The organism is Ruegeria atlantica (genome assembly GCF_013032005.1).
GTDB classification, from domain to species: domain Bacteria; phylum Pseudomonadota; class Alphaproteobacteria; order Rhodobacterales; family Rhodobacteraceae; genus Ruegeria; species Ruegeria atlantica_A.
Genome location: NZ_WQBE01000007.1, coordinates 38,740 through 62,019, shown reverse-complemented (window position 1 = coordinate 62,019; position 23,280 = coordinate 38,740). Strand labels below are relative to the sequence as shown.

Below are 23,280 nucleotides of genomic sequence, written 5' to 3'. Positions count from 1 at the left end.
GGGCGTTTTTCTTTTACCGGGGACAACAATGACAGACCGTTATGAACAATCCATGATGGAAAACCTTTACTGGTGGGGGGTGCCCACCCTGTTCCGCTGCCCGAATGTCGGGCCTGAAGGGCAGGATATCGCGCTGGCTGGCGTGCCCCATTCCACCGGCAATGGCACGACCGAGCGGGATCAGCATCTCGGTCCGCGCGCCTTGCGCCATGTCTCGGCCGTGCAGCGCCGTGTTCATTCGCTGTTTGGGATCGATCCCTGGAACACTGCGCGGATTGCCGATGTGGGCGACGTGCCGTTCCCCAGGGCCAATGACAACGAGGACTGCATCGAGCGCATCACGCAGTTTTACAAAGATATCGATGCGGCTGGTGCGCGGCCTGTTTCGGTCGGTGGCGATCACTCCATTACGGGCGGGATCGTGCAAGCGCTGGGCCGGGGCAAGCTAGCGGGCGGTGAGCCGATTAGCTTTCTGCATCTGGACGCCCACACGGATGTGTTCACCAAGGTCGATCACTTTCTGGGTGCCAAGAAATCGGCGGCGCATTGGGGGGCTTATCTGGCCGATCAAGGGGAGGTCGACCCGACACGATCCATGCAGATCGGTCTTCGTGGCCATCCGCGTAGTCTGGACTGGCTGCAACCCTCATACGACTATGGCTATAACATCGTCACCATGCGCGAATTCCGCCAGCGCGGGCTTGCGGATGTGGTGGCACAGACCAAAGAGGTTCTGGGTAATCGCCCGGTCTATATCACCTTCGATCTAGATTGCCTCGACCCGACAGTTGCGCCTGCGGTGTCCAATCTGGAGCCCGGTGAGAAGGGCTTCGACATAGACGAAGCCGTCGGCATTCTGCACGCCGCGCGCGGGTTGAACATTGTGGGCGGCGACGTCGTCTGCATGATGCCCACCAAGGACAGCCCCAACAACATCACCGCCCTGACAGCAGCAGCGGTGATGTTCGAGATGGTCTCGATGATCGCTGAGAACGTCAGCGCGGCCTAAGACCGCCGCGCATCCACCGCCTGCGCCAGCACGCAGAGCAGTTCGAACATCAGCGAAATACCAAGCCAGGCTGTGCCGCCTTCGGGATCGAAGGGCGGCGCGACCTCGACCAGATCGGCCCCAACCAGATTGACGCCAGCCATCTTGCGAATGACCTGCTGCGCCTGAAAACTGTTCGGTCCGCCGATTTCGGGCGTGCCGGTGCCGGGCGCATATGTCGGGTCGACAAAGTCGATGTCATAGGTGCAATAGGTCGGCGCCGTTCCGACAATGCTGCGCACTTCGGTCATGACATCGTCGATACCGCGATCAAACAGCTCCTCGATGCGGATGATGCGGATGCCTTGCGCCTCGCCCCATTCGATGTCTTCCGTGTTATAGGCGGTACCGCGAATGCCGACCTGAACAAAGCGTTTCGGATCAACCAGCCCTTCTTCGACCGCGCGGCGGAAGGGTGTGCCGTGGGTGAACTTGTGACCACCGAAATAGGTGTCGAACAGGTCGGTATGGCTGTCGAACTGGATCAGGCCAAGCGGGCCGGATTTGGCCAGCGCGCGCAGGACGGGCAGGGTGGTCAGATGGTCCCCTCCAGCGGTCAGCGGGGTAATGCCGCGTTCCTGCAAATCCGAGTAGAACGCAGTCACCCGCTCCAGCGTATCCCCGATGTCCACCGGGTTTGGTGCGACGTCGCCCAGATCGGCGCAATTGACCAGCGAAAACGGCGCGACCCCGGTCACCGGGTTCATCGCGCGGATCATTGTCGAGTAATCCCGCAACTGCCGTGGCCCGTGCCGCGCGCCGGGGCGGTTGGTGGTGCCGCCATCCCAAGGAATACCAACTAGACCCAGTTCAACTTCGGCAATGCGGCCGTGGTCCAGTGTCACGCTCGGCAGCCGCATGAAGGTGGGAATGCCGGCAAATCGGGCAAGCTCCATCGCCGAGACCGGCTGAAAAAACGAATTGGTCATGAGATCCCCATTCTCTTTAACTTGTGGGCGAGCCTAGCGGCAGAATTGTCGGTTGGAAATGGGCTGACGCGTTCAGATCAGAATGCGAAAGCGTTTGCGGATTTCCGCATCCTGCGCGTCGGTCAGATACTTCGGATGATGCGTGGCCAACACCTCTTTGGCCTTTTCGCGTGCCGCCGACCAAGCGTCTGGTGCGCCTTCTTCCTGCCACGTGCGCGGCTCGTTCCTATCGGCCAGATCCGGGTAGAAGTAATCCCGCTCCATCGCCGCGTACGTATGCGAACTGCCCAGAAAATGACCGTCTCCCAGAACCGAATGGCAGATCGCGTCGAAGCCCAGGTTTTCCTCAGTCACTTCGATCCCACGCAACGCCCGGTAGGTGTGCGAGTGCATTTCGTTATCCAACACAAAAGCCTCGAAACTGACACCCAATAGCGAGGCAGTCATGCCAGAGCTTTCATAGATCAGGTTGCCCCCGGCCAGTGCGGCGGCCAGCGATGTGATCCCCTTTTCCGCGCCGTATTGCGCATCGATGGCCTTTGCGTCGGCCATCGACGCCGCGACACCCGAGGGCAGACCCAGCCAGTTGGTGATCTGCGCCGAAGCGGCGTTCAGGATGGCGGTTTCACCGCTGCCCCCGGCAAACGAGCCAGTGCGCAGATCAACGATGAAAGGCCAGTTGGAAAACACCATCGGAAAGCCGGGCTGGATCGCGTTGACCATGACCAGGCTGGCCAGCGTTTCGGCCAGTGATTGTGCAAGAAATCCGGCGAGCGTTGCAGGGGCTGTTGCACCGGCTTGCGCTGCGGTGATGCAGGACATGGGGATATTGTGTGCGATACATTCATAGACTACGTCCACGGCATCTTCGCCGTACCGTAAGGGGGAAATTACTGGGCTGATATGGGCCTTCAAAAAGGGGCGCTTGGAGAATTCACCCGGGCCCCCGGCCACGATATCCAGCATCTCGACAATCGGGGCGACATTCTCGGCCAGCGTGAATGAGGTTGCCACTGGTTTGGTCGTATTGCGCACCAGTGCATAGACTGTGTTGATGTCCAGATCGCGCACGTCCGGCAGGTCGGTTGCCACACAACAGCGAGTGAACCAGCTGACATTGGCCAACGTGTCCTGCAACCGCGCGAAGTCATGCAAATCAGCCAATGTCGAAGGCCGGTACAGACCGGTGTCCATGTCCAGCGTCTGTACGGCGGCCCCTCCGGTGCCAAAGAACACGCGGTCGCCGCCAACCTGAATGGATCGGGTTTCGTCCCGACCGTGGAAGGTGAATGTTTTGGCGGCGCCCTGGATTACGCGCTCTACCATTCCACGTGGAAACACCAACCGACCCTGTTCACCCGGCTGCGCGCCAGCCGCCCGCAGATCAGCGGCCAGCCGGTCCGGCACCTCGCCCATGCCCAGTGTTTCCAGCAGGCGTAGGGCGGTGTCGTAGATTTGCTTGATCTCGGGCTGCGTCAATGGCTTGAACGCGCCGCCCTTTTGACCGGGCGGGCAGGGATCGATTATAGGCTTGGCCGCGCGCTGCGCATGCCGGGCCCGCCGACCGCTTCGTTTGGCACCTTCCGAGGACATCCCTTTCCTTTCCTGTGCGTCTTTCGGAAACCCTAATCGGCAAATCCAGTCTACGGCAAAGGGGATTTGCGAATTTCAAAATCCTCAATCGCAGTTTCGATTTTTCAATACAGTCGATGCCTCTGTTGTCGGCTTAGCCCTTTTTTCCGCAAGACTTGTCGGAGACAAGAGGGAGCAAAGCCATGAAGTCGCGCACCAAGGTCGTTGTCATCGGTGGCGGGATCGCCGGATGTTCAACGCTGTACCACCTGACGCAAGAAGGGTGGACGGACGTGGTTTTGGTCGAGCGGAACGAACTGACCTCGGGCACGACATGGCATTCGGCGGCACAGGTTACGAATTTCGGCATGAACCAGACAATGGTTGGTCTGAAATCTCATTCGATCCGGTTGTATAAGGAACTGGCCGAGGACCCGGATTATCCGATCAACTATCATCATGGCGATGGTGGTATCCGTCTGGCCAACACGCAGGCGCAGATGCATGGCTATCGCCATTTCGCATCGATGGCACGCGGGATGGATGTGGAATTCGAGGTGATCGACGCCGAGGAATGCGCCCGCCGCCACCCTTTGATCTCGACCGAGAACCTGATTGGCGGGCTGTGGGATCCCATGGATGGAGACATCGACCCGGCCCAGCTGTGTCAGGCGCTGGCGCGCAGGGCGCGCAAAGCCGGGGCCGAGGTCTATCGCAACACCCCCGTTACGGCCTTGACACAACACAGCGACGACACTTGGACCGTGCATACCGAACATGGCGACATCGACTGCGATGTTGTGGTGAATGCCTGCGGCTACAGGGTTAACGAGGTTGGCGCGATGATGGGGGTTCACCATCCGGTCGCGTCGATGGAGCATCAGTATTTCCTGACCGAAGAAATCCCGGCCGTCCGAGATGCGGGGCACCGGATGCCTCTGCTGCGCTGCCCGATCAGCGACTATTACTGCCGACAGGAAAAAAACGGGCTGCTGCTGGGGTTTTACGAACAGGATTGCAAGACCTGGGGGATGGACGGGATCGACCCAAACTTTGTCAACGCCTTGTGCCCTGATGATCTGGACCGGGTGACTGACGTGCTCGAAGGCGCGTTTGCCCGAATGCCCGCACTGATGGAGGTCGGGGTCCACACGATTGTCAACGGGCCGATTACTTATACGATTGACGGCGCGCCTTTGGTCGGGCCGATCCCCGGCAAACGCAATGCGTTCTGTATCATCGGGTTGCGTGCGGGGTTGGGCGAAGGCGGTGGCCATGGCTGGTTGCTGGCCCAGCAGATCGTGCATGGAGAGGCCTGTTATGACACGTGGTGTCTGGACCCGCGCCGGTTCACGGGTCATGCGAATGTGGAACTCACGGCGCTGAAAGCAATTGAAGACTATCAGAACGAATTCCGGTTTCACTTCCCCCATGAACACCGCCCTGCCGGACGACCGGCCAAGACGACGCCGTTAACGCCAGTGTTGGCGGCAGAAGGGGCGGAATTCACCGTGGTCAACGGGTGGGAAAGGGTGGAGTACATCAAGCCTTCCCCCAGCTTTTCTCCGACGCTTAGTTTCGATTTTGACGAAACCTTTGATCTGGTCGCGGCTGAGGTGGCAAATGTGCAAACCGGCGTCGGGCTGGCCGAGGTGAATGGTTTCAACCGGATCGAAATCACGGGTGCGGATCGGCATGCCTTTCTGGACCGGATGTTCTGCGGCACCGTCACCCGGCGCGAGGGCCGGGTGGGGCTGGGGTATTTGTTGAACCATCACGGCATGGTCAAGGCCGAGGCGACCGTTGCCAACCTGCCCGCCAGCGATCGGGGTTCCGCCCGTCTGTGGTATGGCTCGGCCGCCGCCAGTGAATTTCACGACATGGATTGGCTGGCACAGCATGTTAGGGCCAGTGAAGATGTGCAACTGCGCAACCTGACCAGCGATCAGACCATTCTGGTGCTTGCTGGCCCGAAAGCCCGCGAAGTACTGTCCGTCTGCGCACGTGGCGATTGGTCCGCCGCGGCTTTCCCATGGCTCAGCGTGCGAGAATGTTTCGTCGGGTTCGCCCCGGCGACGGTAATGGGTGTCAGTTTCTCGGGCGAGCTAGCTTATGAAATACATGTGCCCAACGCCTCGCTTTATGCAGCCTATCTGGCATTGCGTCAGGCCGGGGGCGCGTACGGGTTGAAACTGTTCGGCGCGCGGGCAGTGGAATCCATGCGCATGGAGAAGAGCTTTCTACATTGGAAGGCCGATCTGATCACCGAATTTGATCCGTTTGAGACGGGGCTGGATCGCTTTGTGAAGCTGAACAAGGGTGAATTTATCGGGCGCGACGCATTACTGAAACGGCAGGCAGAGGGCGCGCGCAAAAAACTGGTTGCTCTGCAGGTCCACGCAACACAACAGCCTGCGCATCCCGGCGCGTCATTAATGCAAGGTGAGCGTGTTGTGGGCACAATTACCTCGGGCGATTGGGGGCACCGCACCGGGCTCAATCTGGCACATGGGTTTGTCGATCCCGAACTGGCCGATATCGGGGCTGAAATGGAGCTGGATTCCTGCGGTCATCGCGTGCGCGCTACGGTCATACCGCCGTCACCCTACGATCCGGGATTCGAGCGGATGCGAGAGTAATTCCAGCACGTCAGTCAACTTCACCATTGCCGCCAGCGCAAAACTTTGCTTGGGTTCGTTTCGAAGAAATCGAAACAATGGGTGTTCGCGGTGTCGAAATCTCTGAGCCTTCGTTGGCTGGAAGTCTTCCGACTGGTGGCCAAATCAGGGTCGATCCAACAGGTCGCATCCGAGACGGGGCTGTCGATCAGCACCGTCTCGAACCACCTGCGTAGCCTTGAGGGCGCGCTGGGTGTCGATCTGGTCGATCACGGGCGTCGCCCAATGGGTCTGACCCCTGCGGGTGAGGTTTTTGCGCGATATGTTCGCGATGGGCTGACCGTGCTGAAAAGGGGCGAGGCTGAAATCCGATCCGGCAACTGGCAGCATGCAACAGACCTGCGGCTGGCCCTAATCGACGATTTCGACAATCAGATCGCGCCGGATTTATTCCGCTTTCTGGCTCAGGCCCTGCCGCGATGCAGTTTCCGCCATTATACGCGCCCTAGTCACGAGATAATCGCCAACCTGCAAGAGCATAAACTGGACGCTGGCGTCGCCACGCGGCCTTCGGAACGGACGGAAGGGCTGATCGAATACCCGCTGATGCGCGATCCGTTTATTGTGATCCTGCCCATTGGATATCAGGGTACACCCGAAGATCTGCTGACGCCTGATGCAGAGTTGCCTCTGCTGCGCTATTCACGCGACCTTATGATCGGCAAACAGATCGAGATTCAGCTGACCCGCAGCAAATACAACCTGCCCAACCGGTTCGAATTGGAATGCAATCACTCGATCATCGGGCTGGTTGCCGAGGGCAGCGGCTGGGCAATTACGACTGCCGCCTGTTTCCATCGCGCTCAGAGGTTCCACGACAGTCTTAGGGCGATCCCGTTTCCGGGGCGGAACTTTGTGCGCACTGTGTCGCTGTTCACAACCGAGGTGTATCCCGAAACAACCTCGAAACTGATCCAAAAGGTAATGGCGACGCTGATACGGCAGCATTTCACCGACCCCATGAGTGCGAGTCATGCCTGGCTAAAAGACGATTTCCGCACCATGGAGGCCGAAGCCGCCTAGCTGTCAGCAGGCGGCCCGAGGGATTGGCCCTCTACGATATGTGTGTCCAGCCGCTTACCGCTGCCACCTGCCTGGTTTTCAAGCATTCCGATCAGCTCTGATGCGGCCCTGCGGCCCATTTCCCGGTGCGGGACGTGTACGGTTGTCAGGCGGGGCGTGACAATCCGGGCCAGCTCGATATCGTCAAATCCGGTGATGGAGACATCCCCGGGCACACTCAATCCCATTTCCTGCGCCCGATGCAGGGCGCCCACGGCCAAAACATCGTTGCCGCACAGGATCGCGGTGGGCGGCATATCCTGCGCCATCAAGCCCGAGAAAGCCGCGGCCCCGTTTTCAATCTCATAAGGGGTTTCGATGATAGTCAGGTCTGACAAGGCCAGATCATTCTGTCTGACCGCATCCTGTACACCTTCGATCCGCAGGCGGGCGCGATCATTGCCTGCGCTGATGCCTGAAATCACGCCGATCCTTCTGTGGCCCAAACCGATCACACGGTTTGCCAGTTCGGCCATTGCCGCACGGTTGTCAAAGCCGATACAGGGAAGCTGCCCATCGGGCAGGTATGACCAAGCGACCAAAGTTGGAATTTTCCATCGCTCAAGGTTTTCGTAAATCTGCGGTTTGCGGTCATGTCCGATCAACAGCAAGCCGTCCGCGCCACGCGCGACCAGCGTTCGGATCTGCTCTTCCTCGATCTCCGGTTTGTAGGCCGAACTTGAGACCAGCAGCGTATATCCGTGCTGGTGCAATTCTTCCTGAAACGCCTGCAGGCCACGGGCGAAGATGGCGTTCTCCATCGTCGGAATAATCGCACCAATCGTCGAGGACCGCTTGGCTGCCATCACGCGCGCAGCAAAGTTTGGCACGTAACCCAGCGCGTCTACAGCTGACTGAACGCGCTGGCGCGTCGCCTTGACCACCTGATCTGGGTTATTGAGGCAACGTGATACGGTTGCGGTCGAAACGCCAGCCAGTTTGGCCACATCATCCAATGTTGGCGCCGATCCAAGTTTCGACATTTTCAAATCCGCCATTCACTTTTGCCAATAAGTCTAAACTTAACCGGGTCGCAAGGAAAGCTGTTATGTAAGCGCTTGCATTTTTTATGTAAGCGCTTACAAATGAGGCCGGACCGATTCCAAAGGGAGTCCTGAGAAATGTTTCTGACCGCATCCATCATCGTGTTCGTCATCTATTTTGCGAACGTTGCCATGGGGGCATTTGCGGGCAGCGCGTTTCTTGGGGACGTAGGAGAGATGTTGGTCCTGTTCGCGGCGTCGATCCTGTTCGTTGTCGCAATTCTGAAAAGGGAAGCTGACCGCGACGCAGAAAGCGACGGCTGACTTTTTTGCTTGGGAGGGCAATTAATGAACAACGACAAAAAAGAACTGGCCTCGGCAGAGCGCCGCAATTTCCTGAAGCTCAGCGCTAGCGGTGCATTCACTGCTGCACTCGTGGCCGGAGCAGGCGGCGTGCTGTGGTCATCCGAAGCGGCAGCGCAAACCGCAAAAGAGGAAAAAGAGCGTGAAAACGCTGCGGATCATGTGATGACGATCGCCACGGCCTATGTGCTGGGCGCGTCGCGCAGCTATCCGATCATGCAGCTGGATCTGAAGGAAAACATCCAGAATGCTACCAACGGCAAAGTTTATGTGAAACTGGCGCCGGGTGGTCAGTTGGGTGCAGGCGGTTCGCTAGTGCAGAAAGTGCAAGGTGGCACCATTCAGGCCGCGCAACATTCGCTGTCGAACTTTGCGCCTTTCGCGTCCACCGTTGACCTGATTAACATGCCGTATCTGTGCGGCTCGAACCAGCGTTTCACCAATCTGGTGCATTCCGAAACTTGGAAGAATGAGGTCCATCCCAAGGTCGAGGCCGCCGGGTTCAAGGCGCTGTTCTATGTGGTGATCGACCCGCGTGTCGTTGCGGTGCGTCAGGGCGGGAACCCCATTGTCACACCAGCAGATATGAGCGGCGTGAAGTTCCGCGTGCCGGGCTCAAAAATGCTGCAACAATACTACCGGATGGTTGGCGCGAACCCGACGCCGGTGGCCTGGGGTGAAACACCTTCGGCAATCAAACAAGGCGTGGCCGATGCGCTCGATCCGTCGGTCGGCGCGCTTTATGTCTTTGGGTTTAAAGACATTCTCAGCAACGTGACCTTCACGCAGGCGGTGCCAGACAGTCAGGTCTATTCTTGTAACCTTGAATGGTTCAACTCGATGCCTGCGGATGTGCAGGAAGGCATCATGTGGGGGGCGGAAATGACCAGCCACCAGAACCTGTCCAAAGTACCCTCGGCCCGCGCCTTTGCCATGGCTGAACTGAACAAGGCCGGTGTGCAATTCCAGTCGCTGACAGATGATCAGTTGGCCGAGTGGAAAGATGTCGGTGGCTATCAGCGGTCGGAATGGGATCCGTTCAAGACCGAGTTGGCCGGATCAATGGACAATTTTGAAAAGCTGGTCGAAGCGGCCGGAACGCAGGGCAAATACTACGTCCACGACGCGTAATACCAAGCCGACGGGCGCAGCCAACGTGCCCGCTATCATCCTTAGCAGTCAGGCCGAAACCGGCCCGTAACAGAAGGCCAACGCCTGACTGCTCTTTTGTCGAGGGATACGATGACCGTTCTTCAAAACATAGACCGCAACGCCGAACGCTGGCTGCTGCTGGTGTTCTACGTGATGCTGGTGATTACGATGGCCATCGAGGTTCTGCGACGAGAGATTTTCGCGTTTTCCTCGATCTGGGGTGAGGAAATCGTTCGCTATTCCTTCATTTATCTTGCGTGGATCGGGGCTGCGGCTGCGGTCCGGGAACGCGCCCATATCCGCATCGACGTAATCATGCATTACTTGCCGCAACGACCCAAAGCGCTGTTGTATATCTTCGGTGACCTTGTGATGTTCGTCGTGGCGATCATTGCACTTTACTGGTCGTTCGAGGCGGTCCACGTTTCGGCCAAGTTCGGCTCGGTGACGGACGGGCTGCGAGTGTCCAAGGTGTGGTTCCTGATGGCGGTGCCCACCGGATTCGCGCTGATGATCTGGCGTCTGATCCAATCCTTCCTGCGTGATTTGAAATCGCTTCGTGACGGCACGCCCGTTTTCGAAGGCGACAAGCTGTTTGACTGAGGAGAAACAGGATGCTCTGGAATTCCCTCAATCAAACCGTTGAGCTGGGCTGGGATTTTTATCTGCCTGTAATCATGTTCGTGGGCCTGATCGCGCTTGCGGTTCCGGTATGGGCCGCGATTGGTACGGCTGCGATTGTCATGCTGATTATGTCGGGCGACCTGCCGCTCAGCCTTGTTGGCGAAAGCCTGTTCACCGGCATCGACGCTTTTGCGCTGACCGCCGTGCCGCTGTTTATCCTGACCGGCGACGTGCTGGTGCGCACTGGGCTATCGCGCAAGTTTCTGGATGTAGCCGAGGCGCTGACCTGTTTCGCCAAGGGCGGTTTCGGATCCGCCACCGTTTTGGTCTGCGGCATGTTCGCGGCCATTTCCGGCTCTGACGCGGCGGGGGCTGCCGCAGTTGGCCGCATGACCATCAACCGGCTGGTCGAAAGTGGTTATCCGCGCCCCTATGCCTGCGCGCTGGTGGCCGCCGGTGCCTGTACTGGTATCCTGATCCCGCCGTCCATCGCCTATATCATCATCGGCCTTGTTCTGGGTATTTCTGCCTCGACCCTGTTCTTGGCGGCGTTGATCCCCGGTCTGGCCATTCTGGTGTCGATTCTGGTCACCAACATCATCATGAATCGCCTCTATGCCTATGAGGGCGGCGGCATGATGACCATGGGCGAATGGCTGGCCAATCTAGGCAAAGCGCTGAAATCCGGCTGGTACGCCTTTATCGTGCCAGGCATTATCTTTTACGGTATCTTCTCGGGGCGTCTGACTCCGACCGAGGCCGGCGCCACCGCCGTTGTTGTCACTATCATCATGGGCTTTATCCTGCGTACGCTGACGCTGGCCGATTTCCCCTCAATGCTGGTCAGTTCCGCCAAGGTGAACGGCGTTATCCTGCCCATCATCGCTTTCTCTGCCCCCTTAGCCGAGGCGCTGGCGATCATGGGTGTGCCGCAGGGTTTCGTGGCCTCGATCACATCGTTGACCGATGACCCCTATCTGTTGATCCTGCTGATGATCGGCATCCTGATCGCCGCTGGCTGCGTCATGGAAACGACACCGAATATCGTCATCCTTGCCCCCATCCTCAAGCCGTTGGCGGACAATATCGGCATGAACGAAATTCAGTTCTGTATCATGATGATCACTGCGTTGGGTGTGGGTTTCATTACCCCGCCTCTGGGCCTGAACCTGTTTGTCGTATCTGGCATTACAGGCGAGTCCATTCTGAAGATTGCCGCGCGTGCTGTGCCTTTCGTATTAACGATGCTGATCGTGGTACTGCTGATTGCGTATGTCCCGGCGGTGTCGACCACTTTGCTACCTGAAATCTACCAATAGGACTTGCTGACTATGCCTCGTGACTATCTGAAAAAGGCGACGCTGACCCCTGAATCTCATGCGTCCGAAGTGCATGAAACGGTCAAGACCATCCTTGCCGATATCGAGGCAGGTGGCGACGCCAAGGCCATGGAATATGCCGCCAAGTTCGACAAATTCGATGGCAATGTCCTAATGACTCAGGACGAGATTGACGCCGCCATCGCGCTGGTGCCGGAAAAACTGAAGGCTGACATCCGATTTGCCCATGATAACGTGCGCCGCTTTGCGGAAACGCAAAAGGCAACCGTGTCCGATGTTCAGATGGAGATCGTGCCGGGTTTCGTCGCTGGCCAAAAGGCGATCCCGGTGGATGCGGCGGGATGCTATGTGCCTGGTGGCCGGTACAGCCATATCGCCAGCGCGATCATGACGGTCACGACGGCCAAGGTTGCCGGGTGCCGCCATATCACGGCCTGTTCCCCTCCGCGTCCCGGCGCAGGGGTTGCCCCGGCGATTGTTTATGCGGCGCATATCTGCGGGGCCGACAGCATTCTGGCCATGGGCGGCGTGCAGGGTGTGGCCGCGATGACCTATGGCCTGTTCGGATTGCCGCGCGCCAATATCCTGGTTGGTCCTGGCAATCAGTTTGTCGCCGAAGCCAAACGTATCCTTTACGGCAAGGTCGGCATCGACATGATCGCAGGGCCTACTGACAGCCTGATCCTTGCCGACAGTTCATCCGATGCGCATGTGGTTGCGACCGATTTGGTCTCTCAGGCTGAACACGGCTACAACTCGCCGGTTTGGCTGGTCACCGATGATCGTGCCCTGGCCGAAAAAGTGATGGAGTTGGTGCCAACGCTTATTGAAGACTTGCCGGAACTGAACCGCGAAAACGCCTCAGCCGCGTGGCGTGACTATGCCGAAGTGATCGTTTGTTCGGATCGTGAAGAAATGGCGGCCTGTTCTGACGAATACGCGCCCGAGCATTTGACCGTTCAGGCCGAAGATCTGGATTGGTGGTTGAACCGGCTGACCTGCTATGGCTCGTTGTTTCTGGGTGAGGAAACGACGGTTTCTTACGGCGACAAGGCGACCGGAACCAACCATGTGCTGCCGACATCGGGTGCCGCCAGCTATACCGGCGGGCTGAGTGTTCACAAGTACATGAAAATCGTCACCTGGCAGAGGGCCACGCGCGAAGGTTCAAAGCCCATTGCTGTGGCAACTGCCCGGATTTCCCGCCTGGAAGGGATGGAGGGGCACGCCCGGGCGGCAGATGTTCGTCTGGCCAAGTATTTTCCTGATGAACAGTTTGATCTGACCTCAGATGGATGACCCCCGATCTCTCTTTGATCTGACGGGGCGGGTGGCCTGCGTGACCGGGGCCAGTTCGGGGCTTGGTCGCCGGGTGGCGGTTGTTCTGGCTGCTGCCGGTGCTCAGGTGGTTGGCGTGGCCCGCCGGGCCGAGGCGCTGTCAGATTTGAAACGCGAAATCGGTGAGCGTGCCGAAACCGTGGTTGCCGATGTGGCGGACCGGTCGGTGACAGGGGCGTTGGTGGAACAGATAGGCTCGAAATTCGGGGCGCCGGACATTGTTATTCACGCGGCCGGGGTAAACACGCGTGAAGCAGCGGATGATGTCAGCGCTGAAGGTTGGGATGCGACGCTCGCGCTGAATCTGAGCGCGCCGTTTTTCCTGAGCCAGGCGATGGTGCCTGCCATGAAGAAACGCGGCTGGGGACGGATTGTGAATTTCGCCTCGCTGCAAACCACACGGGCTTTTCCGGGGGGCATTGCTTATGGTGCAACCAAGGCCGGGATCGGGCAACTGACCCGCGCCATGGCCGAGGCCTGGTCGCCGCACGGGATCACCGCCAACGCCATCGGGCCGGGGTTCTTCCCGACCGAACTGACCCAAGCCGTGTTCGATGATGCCGAACGTGCCGCTCGCAACGCGGCTCAGACTTGTACCCAGCGCAACGGGCGGGTTGAGGATATCGACGGGCCGATCCTGTTTTTGTGCTCGAAAGCCTCGGATTACGTCACCGGGCAGGTTCTGATGGTTGACGGAGGGTTTACGGCGAAATGAAAGCTCTGGTCTATGAAGGTGTAGAACAAGTGGCCTTTCGGGATGTCCCGGATGCTGCGCCGCGGGAAGCCGAACATCTTATCCGGATCGAGGCCGCTGGCATCTGCGGATCGGACATGCACGCCTATCTGGGCCACGATGCACGCCGCCCGGCACCCTTGATCCTTGGGCACGAGGCCGCAGGCACGATTGTAGGCGGCCCACGCGATGGCGCGCGCGTCACCATCAACCCGCTGGTGAGTTGTAGCAAGTGCAGCGCGTGCAAGTCGGGGCGCGAGAACCTGTGCGCCGACCGTCAGATCATTTCAATGCCACCGCGTGAAGGGGCCTTTGCCCAATATGTCGCCATGCCCGCCAGCAATCTGGTCGAAGTACCGGCACATGTGAGCTTTGCAATGGCTGCGCTGGCCGAGCCTCTGGCGGTCAGTTGGCACGCGGTCCGGCTGGGCCTTGAGGCGCTGCATCCCACGATGGATCGCAAAGCGTTGGTGATTGGCGGCGGCGCCATCGGTGTGGCCGCAGCGCTGGCATTGTCTGCGATGGATGTTGATGATGTGGTTATCGTCGAACCCAGCGACGGACGGCGCGCATATTTGCAGAGCACTGGTGCGTTCAACGTGGTCAAAGAGACGATGCAAGACTTCCCCCTTGTGATCGACGCGGTCGGTTTTGCTGCCACTAGGTCCATGGCCTCAACGATGGTTCAGCCGGGCGGGGTAATTGCCCATGTCGGGTTGGGCGAAGACGCCGGAGGGCTGGATATACGCCGCATGACCTTGCAGGAAATCACTTTTATCGGCACCTATACATATACGGCCGAGGATTTCCGGCAAACCGCGCAGGCCATTTTTGATGGCCGATTGGGTGGTTTGGATTGGGTTGAAGAACGGGCCCTGTCTGAAGGCGCCGAGGCGTTTCGTGACTTGCGCAATGGGGTCGTTGCGGCACCGAAAATCATCCTCATGCCGTGGGCATAGGCCCGGAAGAAACGGAGGGATTCATGTATAAGAAAATTCTGGTTCCAATGGCGTTGGATCACGATATTTCGCAACACACGCTAGAGGTCGCCCGCGCGCTGACCGCCGAGGGTGGCGAGATCGTCGCGCTGCACGTCTATGAGATGCCACAGGGTTCGGTCAGTGCCTATCTGGATAAAGAGATGGTCGCGGAAGGCTTTCGGGCCGCTGCCAGAGTATTGAAAGAAAAGACTGAGGATCTTGAGGGCATCCAGCCCGAGATCGTCAAGGGCCACACCGCCCGGAGCATCATTGACTACGCCAACAGCAATAATTTTGACTGCATCGTCATCGGTTCGCACAAGCCGGGCCTCAGCGACTATTTTCTGGGATCGACCGCGTCGCGCGTCGTCCGTCATGCCGGATGTGCGGTGCATGTGCATCGTGGCATCTGAACCATCAATCGCGCCCCGGGCGCCCCAAACAGGACTGACAGACCGGAAATGAACATAGACAAGAAGATCACTGACGATCTGGTGGCGAACGATATTTCGTTTGTGACCACCGTCCCGTGTAAGCAGCTTGCTGGCGTGATCGAGGAGATCGACGCGCGGGAAGAGATTTTCCACATCCCGTCAAACAAGGAAGACGAAGGGATGGGCCTGTGCGCAGGCGCGTGGATGGGCGGTAAGCGTCCGGCCATCATCATGCAGAACACGGCGATTGGTGTGACCATCAACACGCTGGCAACGCTGATCCAGTATTATCGCATGCCGCTGCCCATGCTGATCTCATACCGTGGAGAATTGCGCGAACCCGTTGCCTGTCAGGTGGAAATGGCGGTGCATACCAAGGCCCTGTTGGCGCAGATGAACATCCCGACCTACCACTTTCACCATCAGGCGGATGTCGAGGAGCTGGATGCGATCCTGAAATACACCTTCATGTGCAACAAGCCGGTCGCAATCCTGACCGATGCCAATTTCTGGGGAGGCTACGGCGACCAATGATCCGTTCTGAGATTCTGAAAGAAATCGCCCCGATCCTGCGTGATCAACTGGTTGTCTGCAACATCGGTATCCCCAGCCAGGAACTGCACGCAATCGATGATCAGCCGACCAATTTCTATATGCTGGGCACGATGGGGCTGGCCTCATCCATCGGTCTTGGGCTGTCGCTGTCGCAGCCGAAGCCGGTGATCGTGATTGACGGGGATGGTTCGATCCTGACCAATCTTGGCACGCTGCCGACCATCGCCAACAACGTGGCCGATAACTATATCCTGCTGATCGTCGACAATGGCTCTTATGGCTCAACCGGGGATCAACCGACCTATGCGGGGCAAAAAACATCTCTGGCGAAAATGGCCGAGGCCGCCGGGTGCGAACGTGTGATCGAATGCCAGGCCGAAGATACAGGCCGTGTGCTGCAAGAGGCGCTGGATGCCAAACAGATGACCATCATTGTCAGCAAATGCGAAAGCGGGAATGCCAAGATGCCTGTCATCACAATGGATCCGGTAGTCATCCGTGACCGCTTTATGAAGGCCGTTCAGGCTTGATCCCAAGCAACGCGATCCACAGCGCAGAAGACGCTCGCCGCATTTCGCGGCGGCGTCTGCCGTGGATGGTATTCGACTACATTGACGGCGCGGCGGGGCTTGGAACCGGCGCGGCCCGCAACCGTGCCGCCCTGGACGCTATGACAATACGCCCGCGGGTGTTGCGGGACGTCAGCGAACGGTCTCTGGCGACCGAAGTCTTCGGCCAGCCCACACAACGCCCCTTCGGCATCGCGCCAATGGGCATGTGTAACCTGTCCGCACCCGGGGCTGATCTGATGCTGGCCCGTCTGGCCGCGCGGTATTCCGTGCCGTTGGGTGTGTCCACGGTCGCTTCGACGTCGATGGAGGAGATTGTTGTCGAAGCCGAAGGCAACGCCTGGTTCCAGCTTTATTTCAGCGGCGACGGCTCGGGCACGTTCAAGCTGGTCGATCGCGCCCGCGCTGCAGGTTACGAGACGCTGGTGCTGACCGTGGATGTTCCCGAGGTCGGGCGGCGCCCACGTGAGCTGCGCCATGGGTTCAAGATGCCCTTTCGGATCGGCCCACGCCAATTCGTGGACTTTGCCCTGCATCCGAAGTGGTCCCTTTCAACCCTGATGGCAGGTAAACCTCAGATGGCGAACTTTCTGACTGAGGGTTACGAGTTCGACCGCACCGAAAGCCGCGCAAAGGCAACATGGGAGACGCTGGCCCGTCTGCGCGATCAATGGGAGGGCAAGCTGGTCGTCAAAGGGGTGCTGGACCCCGAGGACGCGCTGGCCGTGAAAGCAGCGGGCGCTGATGCCCTTCAGGTCTCAAGCCATGGCGCGCGGCAGCTGGACAGCGCCCCGGCAGCGATTGAAGCGCTGCGAGAGATACGCTCCGCTGTGGGCGACGAATACCCGTTGTTCTATGACAGCGGGTTGCAGTCCGGTGAGGACGCCATAAAGGCCATATCCGCGGGTGCGGATTATGTGTTCTTTGGCCGCATCCTGCAATTTGCCATGGCCGCCGCAGGCGAGGCGGGCCTGCAGCAGCTTTGGGATGTGTTGAGCGAAGAATTCAGCATTACCATGGCCCAAATCGGAGTGACATCCGTTGGTGAACTGAAGGATTGACCGCTCGGATCACCTTTCGCGTTCCAATAGCTGTCCGTACCCGGGGATGGGTTCATCGATATTCAACAGTTGCAACGCCTGAAACAGCATCGCCTGGTTCGAGCTGATCACCGGTTTCCCAACCGCGTCTTCCAGCCGGGCTATGACCTCGACGCTGCGCATGTCGGTGCAGGACAGAACCAGCGCGTCGGCCTCGGGGTGATCAGCCCCGCGGCCCAGTTCGAATACGGCATCCGGCTCTAACGCCCCCTGGCCTTCATTGCCAAGCGGTTCAGACACTTCCGAGCGTTGGATCGAGTCCACCCCCAGCTTGCCCAGAAAAGCAATCGCCATGTCGTTGATCGCCGGAACATAGGGCGAGGCGAAACCGATACGCTTGGCCCCCAAGGTGGACAACGCATGCACCAACGCCCCCGCTGCGGTCACCGTCTTGGCCCCGCTATCGGCGCTGATCCGGTTGGCCAGATCTCGGTCGAACTCGGGGCCATGAGTCAGCGTGGCCGAGGTGCATCCATAAAAGACAACGTCCGGCTTGGTTCCCATCAACAGGCGCAAAGGCTCATCCAAGTCGGCGGCCCCTAGATCGTGCATCTGGGATTCGTCGGGAATTTCGTCCTCGTCATACCCACCCAATCGGGCTACGTGTAGTGAAACGCCTGCAGGGGACATCAGGGCCAGGTCAGGCTCAAAATTGGTGTTGGTGAAGGGCACCAGCAGGCCGAACCGGGCCCGCCCTCTGGACGCTGTCATATCTGTCCCTCCTGTTTCCATTGCGTCAGGATTTCTATCGCTTTGACAATCGCCGCCTGCGGACCGACGGTCATGCGCAGGGTATGAGGCAGGCCCGCGCCGCCTTGCGGGCGCAGGAATACGCCCTCGGACCGCAACCTTTGATCCGCGCTTGCTGCGGCTTCGGTGCTGCCCATGTTGAGCAGCACAAAGTTGGTGAAACTGGGATAAGGCGCGAACCCGGCCTGTTTCAACTGGGCCGTTGCCTGATCCCGCAAGCTTGCGGTGATCGCGCAGGTTTCGCGCATATAGGCATCGTCCCGCACGGCTGCCGCGGCAGCTATTTGGGCGCTGGCCGGGACGTTGTTCGGGTTCATCACTTTACGCAACTCGCTGGCGATGGCAGGTGGGAACAGACCCCACCCGACGCGAAACCCCGCCATGCCGTATGCTTTTGAAAACGTGCGTAAAACGACCGTATTGCCGCCCTGAACCAGATCGAAAAACCGCTCGCCTAGGTGATCAGAAAATTCGCCATACGCTTCATCGATCACCAACAGGATGTCAGGCCGCAGGCCCTGACGCAGGCGGACAAGTTCGGCTTTCGGAATGCGCGTGCCGGTCGGGTTGCCGGGGTTTGCGACAAAGACGATCCCGGTATCCGGTTGGACCGCGGCAAGCATGGCGTCGACACTGACGACGGCATCTACTTCGGCGGCAGGGTCGAACCGCGCGTTTGTCACCTGCGCCGCCGTTTGAAAGAACGGATAGGCATGGGCGGGCGCCAGCACCGCCCGGTCTGGCCCTGCGAACACGCGCGCAAGGCAACCGATCAGGTCGAGCGATCCGTTGCCGCACAAAATACCATCGGGATCTATTCCGTGCAGTTCGGCCAGTGCGTGCCGCAGGTCCGTCCAGTCCGGATCGGGATAGAGCATCGAGCTGCCCAACGCCTGCGCTGCCGCCTCGGTCGCCTTGGGGCTGGGCGGGCGCAGGCTTTCATTTTGCGACAGCGAGATCAGGGTTTTGCCCTCGGGCGCGTCAAGGTTGGCCAGCGCATAGGGGGACATGCACGCAATATGCGGGTGAGGTTGGGTCATGTTTGCCTCCGATACTGGGTTTGGGCCATCGCCTCGCTGACAAGACCCGCGCGGACGTCGCTTTGCACCGCCTCCTCCGGGCGTTCCTCGGGCAGGCCAAAGCCACCCCCACCCGGAGTTTCAAAGATCAGCGTTTCACCGGCCTTGATCCGAACCTCACCTTTGCCCGGCAGTTGGCGGTTTTCCGGCATCACGGTGATGCGACCGGGCGCGCCGTCCAACCCACCTTCTCGGCCGTTGGCAGGGTTCTTGATCCGCTCGACCGACAGGAACAGCATCAAATCCTGATCCTTGGACGCGCTGAGTTCGATATGCTGCCCCAGACCGCCGCGCAGACGCCCGGCGCCACCGGAATCGGGCCGCAGTTCACGACGGTGAAACAGCACAGGGGCAACCGCCTCGGTGGTTTCGACCTGACTGCCCCAAACGCCGCTGGGAAAGGCCGTTGCCGACAGACCGTCCAGACCGGGGCGTGCGCCTGTGCCGCCATTGAACACCAATTCCAACGCAAACTGGTCATCGCCCCGGTCGATCGCTTCAGGCGCGTGGCGCAGGGGCAGATCGTACATGCATGATGCCCCCTCGGCCGGAACCTTTTCAGGCAGGGCCTGCGACAGGCAGCCATAGACCAGGTCGGGGGTCATCTGCCCCAACGTATGCCGCATCGCCACCGGTGCCGGAGGTTGCGCGTTCAGGATACAACCCTCGGGGCCCGTCACCCGAAACGGATCGAGCGAACCCGCATTGTTCGGGATATCCGCCTCGATGATGCAACGCAGGGCAAAGACGGAATAGGCGGTTGCATAGTTCAGTGGCACGTTGATCCCTTTACTCACACATGCCGCTGTGCCGTCGAAGTCCAGCAACAGGTGATCATCGGCGATGGTCAGCGCTGCGTGCAGCTCGATCTCTTCGTCGTAACCATCTACTTTCAGCACGTGTTGCCATGTGCCCTTGGGCAGGCCGGCGATGGCCTCTAACGTGCCGCGACGTGACGTTTCGATGATGTATTCGGACAGCGCGCTCAGGTCGGTGATGCCAAATTCCTGCATCATCTGAACCAGCCTTGTTGACCCGGCCTCGCAACAGGCGATCAGGGCATAAATGTCGCCCTCGTTGGCGATGGGCTCGCGAGAGTTGGCTTTGACGATCTCAAGCACCAGCGCGTTGACCTCGCCTTGGCCGACCAGTTTGCAGGGCGGGATCAGCAGCCCTTCGTCATAGATATCCGACCCTTCCGGTCCCATGCCCAACCCGCCGAGGTCGACCAGATGCGAGGTACAGGCCGTATAGCCGATGACGGTATCGCCGTGGAACACGGGCATCATCAGCAAAAAGTCGTTCAGGTGACCCGAGGCGATCCAAGGATCGTTGGTCATATAGATGTCGCCGGGTTTCATATCGGTCTGGGCAAATCTGGCGCGCAGGGTTTTGACCGCCTCAGCCATGGTGTTGATATGTCCCGGCGTGCCGGTGACAGCTTGTGCCAGCATCCGACCCTGCATGTCGAATATCCCGGCCGAGATATCGCCGCATTCGCGCACGATCGGACTGAAGGCGGCGCGGATCAGCGTCTGCCCCTGTTCCTCGACCACGGCCTGAAGTCGGTTCCACATCACTTGCAGGCGTGTATCTGATTGGATCATCCCTGTGCCTCCTCTTGCCGCGTCAGCCAGATATTGCCCTGGCCATCCACGGTTGCGCCGAAATCTGCGCTAACAAATGTGGTCGTTTGTGCCTCGACAATCAGCGCCGGACCGCTGAGCGTTGATCCCGGCGTCAGGTCGGTGCGGCTGTAGACGCCTGCAGAGCGCCATTCCCCGGTAATGTCGCACAGGATCTGGCGCTGTTCGGTCGTTTCCGCCTGCCGATGACCCGGGTTTCCAAGATACGGCTCATGTGTAGGTGCTGGCGATGAAACGGACAGTCCCCAGTTCAGAATCTCGATGGTCATGCCGGGCACGATACGGCTGAATTGTCGGCTGTATTCCGTCTCAAAAGCTTGCCTTAGCGCGTCGAGGTCTGAGGCGGCCATAGCCCGATCCGGCAGGCTGATTTCGATCTCATGCCCTTGCCCGTGATATCGCATATAGGCGATCCGGCGTTGCAGCAATTCGCCGTCGGGCGCACCGGCGCGGACAACCTGTTCCGCTTCGGCCTGCATACTGTCGAAGAACTGGTTCAACCCGTCGATATCCAGACTGTCCAATCGGGCATAGCGTGACCGGATGACCTCATAAGAGACTGGTGCAAACAGGAACCCGACGGCCGACCCGACGCCCGGATCACGCGGGATCAGTACGCGCCGCATCTGGGCGCGACGGGCCACACGGGTGGCGTGCAGTGGACCGTTGCCGCCAAACGCGATCATAAGCCGATTGCCAAGGTCCTTGCCGGATTCGACCGCGTGCATACGACCTGCGCTGGCCATGCTTTCGTCGACAATCTCACTGACCGCAAAGGCGGCCTGATCGGGGTTAAGGCTCAAAGGGTCGCCCACATCTTTCGCCATCGCCTGTTGCGCTGCGCTCTGATCGATCTGCAGCCGTCCTTCGGCAAAACGCCCAGGCTCGATCAGACCCAGCGTCAGATCGGCATCGGTGACGGTGGGGTTTTCCCCGCCCTTTCCAAAGGCTGCCGGGCCGGGGTCTGATCCCGCGCTATGGGGGCCGACCTGAATGCGGCCCAGACGGTCGACGCTGGCGATGGAACCGCCCCCAGCGCCGATTTCGATCATCTCGATCACAGGTATCCGAACCGGCATGCCTGAGCCTTTGATAAAGCGTTCAGCCCGCGAGATTTCGAACTTGCGCGCGGTCTGAGGGCGGTACTCGTCGATCAGGCACAGCTTGGCCGTGGTGCCGCCCATGTCAAAGGACAGCACGTCCGCCTCTCCAGTGGCCTCGGCGATGCGGGCGGCGAGAACGGCGCCACCGGCGGGGCCGGATTCGACCAGACGGATCGGTAGCCGGGCAGCGGTGTCGAGCGTGGTCATGCCGCCGCCTGCCGTCATCATCAGGATCGGGCAGGTTAATCCCATCTGCCGAAAGCGCGCCTCAAAATCCTGCAGATATCCGGCCATGAGCGGCTGCACGTAGGCATTGGCAATGGTGGTACACAGCCGGTCGAACTCGCGCGCTTCGGGGCTGACCTCGTGGCTGAGTGAGATGACCAAATCGGGCATATGCAGCGCCAGCAGATCGCGCAGGGCCAGTTCATGTGCAGGGTTGGCATAGGCGTGCAGCAGGCAGATGGCGACGGCCTCGACCTCAAGCGCCGTCAGTTCGTCCACCAAAGGCGCGATGGCCGCCGCGTCCAACGGTTCCAGTTCCTGCCCGTTGACGTCCATGCGCCCACCGATGGTCAGCGAATGGGTGCGCGGCACGATCAGGTCGGGTTTGACCAAATCAATCGCATATTGGCTGTAGCGCCGCTCATAAGCGATTTCGAGGATATCCCGGAACCCACGCGTGGTGATGGTGGCGGTCGTGGCCCCGCGTCGTTCGATCAACGCGTTGGTGGCCAGCGTGGTGCCATGAATGAACCCGGTTACCCGATGCCAATCGGCACCAGCGGCTTCAAGCACATGCGTGGCACCCGCAACGGCACCAAGGGCGGGGCGATGTGGAGTGGTGGGAGTTTTGGTGGTTGCCACCACCTGCGATGCGCTGTTCAGCAGGACGGTATCAGTAAACGTACCGCCGATATCGATTGCCATGCGCAATCCATCTGGTTGGATCATTTGGGTATCAGCCTGAAAAGGTGGAACAAACCCGAAGTCGGGTCAGATGATAACGGTCTGTCCCCGCGGGTTAGACGACCAGATCGCACCCGGTGTCGCGACGCATCATCGGTTGTCGAAGGGTGGCTGTCACAGCTTCGGTTCCTTATCCTCTGATGCCTAGAACATTGAGTGAGGAATGCCCCATCCGTCAACAAATCTTTCGGCCCCCATGAATTTGGTTCCATTCCAGTATTGTGATATGACGTCGGGTAAGGTGCATCTTATTCACAAGTATTCCTAAATTTC

The 23,280-nt window shown here is 59.4% G+C and carries 21 protein-coding genes; 14 read left to right on the top strand and 7 right to left on the bottom strand.

The annotated features are described in order from the left end of the window. The first annotated feature begins 28 nt into the window (after positions 1–28). On the top strand, positions 29–1,009 hold the full coding sequence (locus GOX21_RS14020; RefSeq protein WP_170377986.1) for an arginase family protein: 981 nt from the start codon (positions 29–31) through the stop codon (positions 1,007–1,009). On the opposite strand, the gene GOX21_RS14015 is transcribed toward GOX21_RS14020, so the two are convergent. Next, complete coding sequence (locus GOX21_RS14015) at positions 1,006–1,977, bottom strand: agmatinase (RefSeq protein ID WP_170377984.1); 972 nt, start codon at positions 1,975–1,977, stop codon at positions 1,006–1,008. The genes GOX21_RS14020 and GOX21_RS14015 overlap by 4 nt on opposite strands. A gap of 72 nt (positions 1,978–2,049) precedes the next feature. Continuing rightward, entirely contained in the window at positions 2,050–3,570 is a 1,521-nt protein-coding gene (locus GOX21_RS14010) for a trimethylamine methyltransferase family protein (protein WP_170377982.1), read from the bottom strand. Between the two features lie 182 nt (positions 3,571–3,752). On the opposite strand from GOX21_RS14010, the gene GOX21_RS14005 reads away from it, so the two are divergent. Both GOX21_RS14005 and GOX21_RS14000 read left to right on the top strand, forming a co-directional pair. Beyond that, the gene (locus GOX21_RS14005; RefSeq protein ID WP_170377980.1) at positions 3,753–6,188 is read left to right on the top strand and encodes a GcvT family protein; all 2,436 of its coding nucleotides are present in this window, start codon (positions 3,753–3,755) and stop codon (positions 6,186–6,188) included. 90 nt (positions 6,189–6,278) lie between these two features. Further along, positions 6,279–7,250, top strand: coding sequence for a LysR family transcriptional regulator (locus GOX21_RS14000; protein WP_170350904.1), 972 nt, complete (start codon positions 6,279–6,281; stop codon positions 7,248–7,250). Here the strand turns inward: GOX21_RS14000 and GOX21_RS13995 are convergent. After that, positions 7,247–8,272, bottom strand: a complete 1,026-nt coding sequence (locus tag GOX21_RS13995) for a LacI family DNA-binding transcriptional regulator (protein WP_170378164.1) — start codon at positions 8,270–8,272, stop codon at positions 7,247–7,249. The two genes, GOX21_RS14000 and GOX21_RS13995, sit on opposite strands and share 4 nt — an antisense overlap. 138 nt (positions 8,273–8,410) lie before the next feature. Here GOX21_RS13995 and GOX21_RS13990 point away from each other — a divergent pair, with 138 nt between their 5' ends. From GOX21_RS13990 to GOX21_RS13940, 11 genes are all read left to right on the top strand, one after another. After that, complete coding sequence (locus GOX21_RS13990; protein WP_170350906.1) at positions 8,411–8,596, top strand: hypothetical protein; 186 nt, start codon at positions 8,411–8,413, stop codon at positions 8,594–8,596. A gap of 24 nt (positions 8,597–8,620) precedes the next feature. Beyond that, positions 8,621–9,766 (top strand): TRAP transporter substrate-binding protein, encoded by a 1,146-nt coding sequence (locus tag GOX21_RS13985; protein ID WP_170350907.1) that lies wholly within the window; start codon positions 8,621–8,623, stop codon positions 9,764–9,766. Between the two features lie 111 nt (positions 9,767–9,877). Continuing rightward, positions 9,878–10,390, top strand: coding sequence for a TRAP transporter small permease (locus GOX21_RS13980; RefSeq protein ID WP_170350908.1), 513 nt, complete (start codon positions 9,878–9,880; stop codon positions 10,388–10,390). Positions 10,391–10,401: 11 nt separating this feature from the next. Next, positions 10,402–11,730 (top strand): TRAP transporter large permease, encoded by a 1,329-nt coding sequence (locus GOX21_RS13975; RefSeq protein WP_058282850.1) that lies wholly within the window; start codon positions 10,402–10,404, stop codon positions 11,728–11,730. Positions 11,731–11,742: 12 nt separating this feature from the next. Further along, complete coding sequence (hisD, locus tag GOX21_RS13970; RefSeq protein ID WP_170350910.1) at positions 11,743–13,050, top strand: histidinol dehydrogenase; 1,308 nt, start codon at positions 11,743–11,745, stop codon at positions 13,048–13,050. Continuing rightward, a complete protein-coding gene (locus GOX21_RS13965; protein ID WP_170377977.1) occupies positions 13,043–13,804 on the top strand; it encodes an SDR family NAD(P)-dependent oxidoreductase in 762 nt (253 codons plus the stop codon). The genes hisD and GOX21_RS13965 overlap by 8 nt, the downstream gene beginning before the upstream one ends. Next, complete coding sequence (locus GOX21_RS13960) at positions 13,801–14,781, top strand: alcohol dehydrogenase catalytic domain-containing protein (RefSeq protein WP_170350912.1); 981 nt, start codon at positions 13,801–13,803, stop codon at positions 14,779–14,781. The genes GOX21_RS13965 and GOX21_RS13960 overlap by 4 nt, the downstream gene beginning before the upstream one ends. A 23-nt stretch (positions 14,782–14,804) precedes the next feature. Further along, positions 14,805–15,215, top strand: coding sequence for a universal stress protein (locus GOX21_RS13955; RefSeq protein WP_170350913.1), 411 nt, complete (start codon positions 14,805–14,807; stop codon positions 15,213–15,215). 48 nt (positions 15,216–15,263) lie between these two features. Beyond that, entirely contained in the window at positions 15,264–15,770 is a 507-nt protein-coding gene (comD, locus tag GOX21_RS13950) for a sulfopyruvate decarboxylase subunit alpha (protein WP_170350914.1), read from the top strand. Continuing rightward, the gene (gene comE, locus GOX21_RS13945) at positions 15,767–16,321 is read left to right on the top strand and encodes a sulfopyruvate decarboxylase subunit beta (protein WP_170350915.1); all 555 of its coding nucleotides are present in this window, start codon (positions 15,767–15,769) and stop codon (positions 16,319–16,321) included. The genes comD and comE overlap by 4 nt, the downstream gene beginning before the upstream one ends. Continuing rightward, positions 16,321–17,421 carry an alpha-hydroxy acid oxidase gene (locus GOX21_RS13940; RefSeq protein ID WP_170350952.1) on the top strand — a complete coding sequence of 367 codons (1,101 nt, stop codon included), beginning with the start codon at positions 16,321–16,323 and terminating at the stop codon, positions 17,419–17,421. Before comE ends, GOX21_RS13940 begins: the two co-directional genes overlap by 1 nt. Positions 17,422–17,430: 9 nt before the next feature. Here GOX21_RS13940 and GOX21_RS13935 read toward each other — a convergent pair whose 3' ends face one another. From GOX21_RS13935 to GOX21_RS13920, 4 genes are read right to left on the bottom strand one after another with little or no spacing between them, the layout of a single operon-like run. Next, complete coding sequence (locus tag GOX21_RS13935) at positions 17,431–18,171, bottom strand: maleate cis-trans isomerase family protein (RefSeq protein ID WP_170350916.1); 741 nt, start codon at positions 18,169–18,171, stop codon at positions 17,431–17,433. Then, a complete protein-coding gene (locus GOX21_RS13930; RefSeq protein WP_170377975.1) occupies positions 18,168–19,250 on the bottom strand; it encodes a pyridoxal phosphate-dependent aminotransferase in 1,083 nt (360 codons plus the stop codon). The genes GOX21_RS13935 and GOX21_RS13930 overlap by 4 nt, the downstream gene beginning before the upstream one ends. Beyond that, the gene (locus GOX21_RS13925) at positions 19,247–20,896 is read right to left on the bottom strand and encodes a hydantoinase B/oxoprolinase family protein (protein ID WP_170377973.1); all 1,650 of its coding nucleotides are present in this window, start codon (positions 20,894–20,896) and stop codon (positions 19,247–19,249) included. The genes GOX21_RS13930 and GOX21_RS13925 overlap by 4 nt, the downstream gene beginning before the upstream one ends. Further along, positions 20,893–22,992 (bottom strand): hydantoinase/oxoprolinase family protein, encoded by a 2,100-nt coding sequence (locus GOX21_RS13920; RefSeq protein WP_170377971.1) that lies wholly within the window; start codon positions 22,990–22,992, stop codon positions 20,893–20,895. The genes GOX21_RS13925 and GOX21_RS13920 overlap by 4 nt, the downstream gene beginning before the upstream one ends. Positions 22,993–23,280: the final 288 nt, after the last annotated feature.

Coding starts and splice junctions, on each gene's coding strand:
- GOX21_RS13930 (WP_170377975.1), bottom strand. CDS start 19,250: ATGACCCAACCTCACCCGCATATTGCGTGCATGTCCCCCTATGCGCTG.
- GOX21_RS14010 (WP_170377982.1), bottom strand. CDS start 3,570: ATGTCCTCGGAAGGTGCCAAACGAAGCGGTCGGCGGGCCCGGCATGCG.
- comE (WP_170350915.1), top strand. CDS start 15,767: ATGATCCGTTCTGAGATTCTGAAAGAAATCGCCCCGATCCTGCGTGAT.
- GOX21_RS13990 (WP_170350906.1), top strand. CDS start 8,411: ATGTTTCTGACCGCATCCATCATCGTGTTCGTCATCTATTTTGCGAAC.
- GOX21_RS13985 (WP_170350907.1), top strand. CDS start 8,621: ATGAACAACGACAAAAAAGAACTGGCCTCGGCAGAGCGCCGCAATTTC.
- GOX21_RS14005 (WP_170377980.1), top strand. CDS start 3,753: ATGAAGTCGCGCACCAAGGTCGTTGTCATCGGTGGCGGGATCGCCGGA.
- GOX21_RS13975 (WP_058282850.1), top strand. CDS start 10,402: ATGCTCTGGAATTCCCTCAATCAAACCGTTGAGCTGGGCTGGGATTTT.
- GOX21_RS13960 (WP_170350912.1), top strand. CDS start 13,801: ATGAAAGCTCTGGTCTATGAAGGTGTAGAACAAGTGGCCTTTCGGGAT.
- GOX21_RS14015 (WP_170377984.1), bottom strand. CDS start 1,977: ATGACCAATTCGTTTTTTCAGCCGGTCTCGGCGATGGAGCTTGCCCGA.
- GOX21_RS14020 (WP_170377986.1), top strand. CDS start 29: ATGACAGACCGTTATGAACAATCCATGATGGAAAACCTTTACTGGTGG.
- comD (WP_170350914.1), top strand. CDS start 15,264: ATGAACATAGACAAGAAGATCACTGACGATCTGGTGGCGAACGATATT.
- GOX21_RS13980 (WP_170350908.1), top strand. CDS start 9,878: ATGACCGTTCTTCAAAACATAGACCGCAACGCCGAACGCTGGCTGCTG.
- GOX21_RS13925 (WP_170377973.1), bottom strand. CDS start 20,896: ATGATCCAATCAGATACACGCCTGCAAGTGATGTGGAACCGACTTCAG.
- GOX21_RS13995 (WP_170378164.1), bottom strand. CDS start 8,272: ATGTCGAAACTTGGATCGGCGCCAACATTGGATGATGTGGCCAAACTG.
- GOX21_RS13920 (WP_170377971.1), bottom strand. CDS start 22,992: ATGATCCAACCAGATGGATTGCGCATGGCAATCGATATCGGCGGTACG.
- GOX21_RS13965 (WP_170377977.1), top strand. CDS start 13,043: ATGGATGACCCCCGATCTCTCTTTGATCTGACGGGGCGGGTGGCCTGC.
- hisD (WP_170350910.1), top strand. CDS start 11,743: ATGCCTCGTGACTATCTGAAAAAGGCGACGCTGACCCCTGAATCTCAT.
- GOX21_RS13955 (WP_170350913.1), top strand. CDS start 14,805: ATGTATAAGAAAATTCTGGTTCCAATGGCGTTGGATCACGATATTTCG.
- GOX21_RS13935 (WP_170350916.1), bottom strand. CDS start 18,171: ATGACAGCGTCCAGAGGGCGGGCCCGGTTCGGCCTGCTGGTGCCCTTC.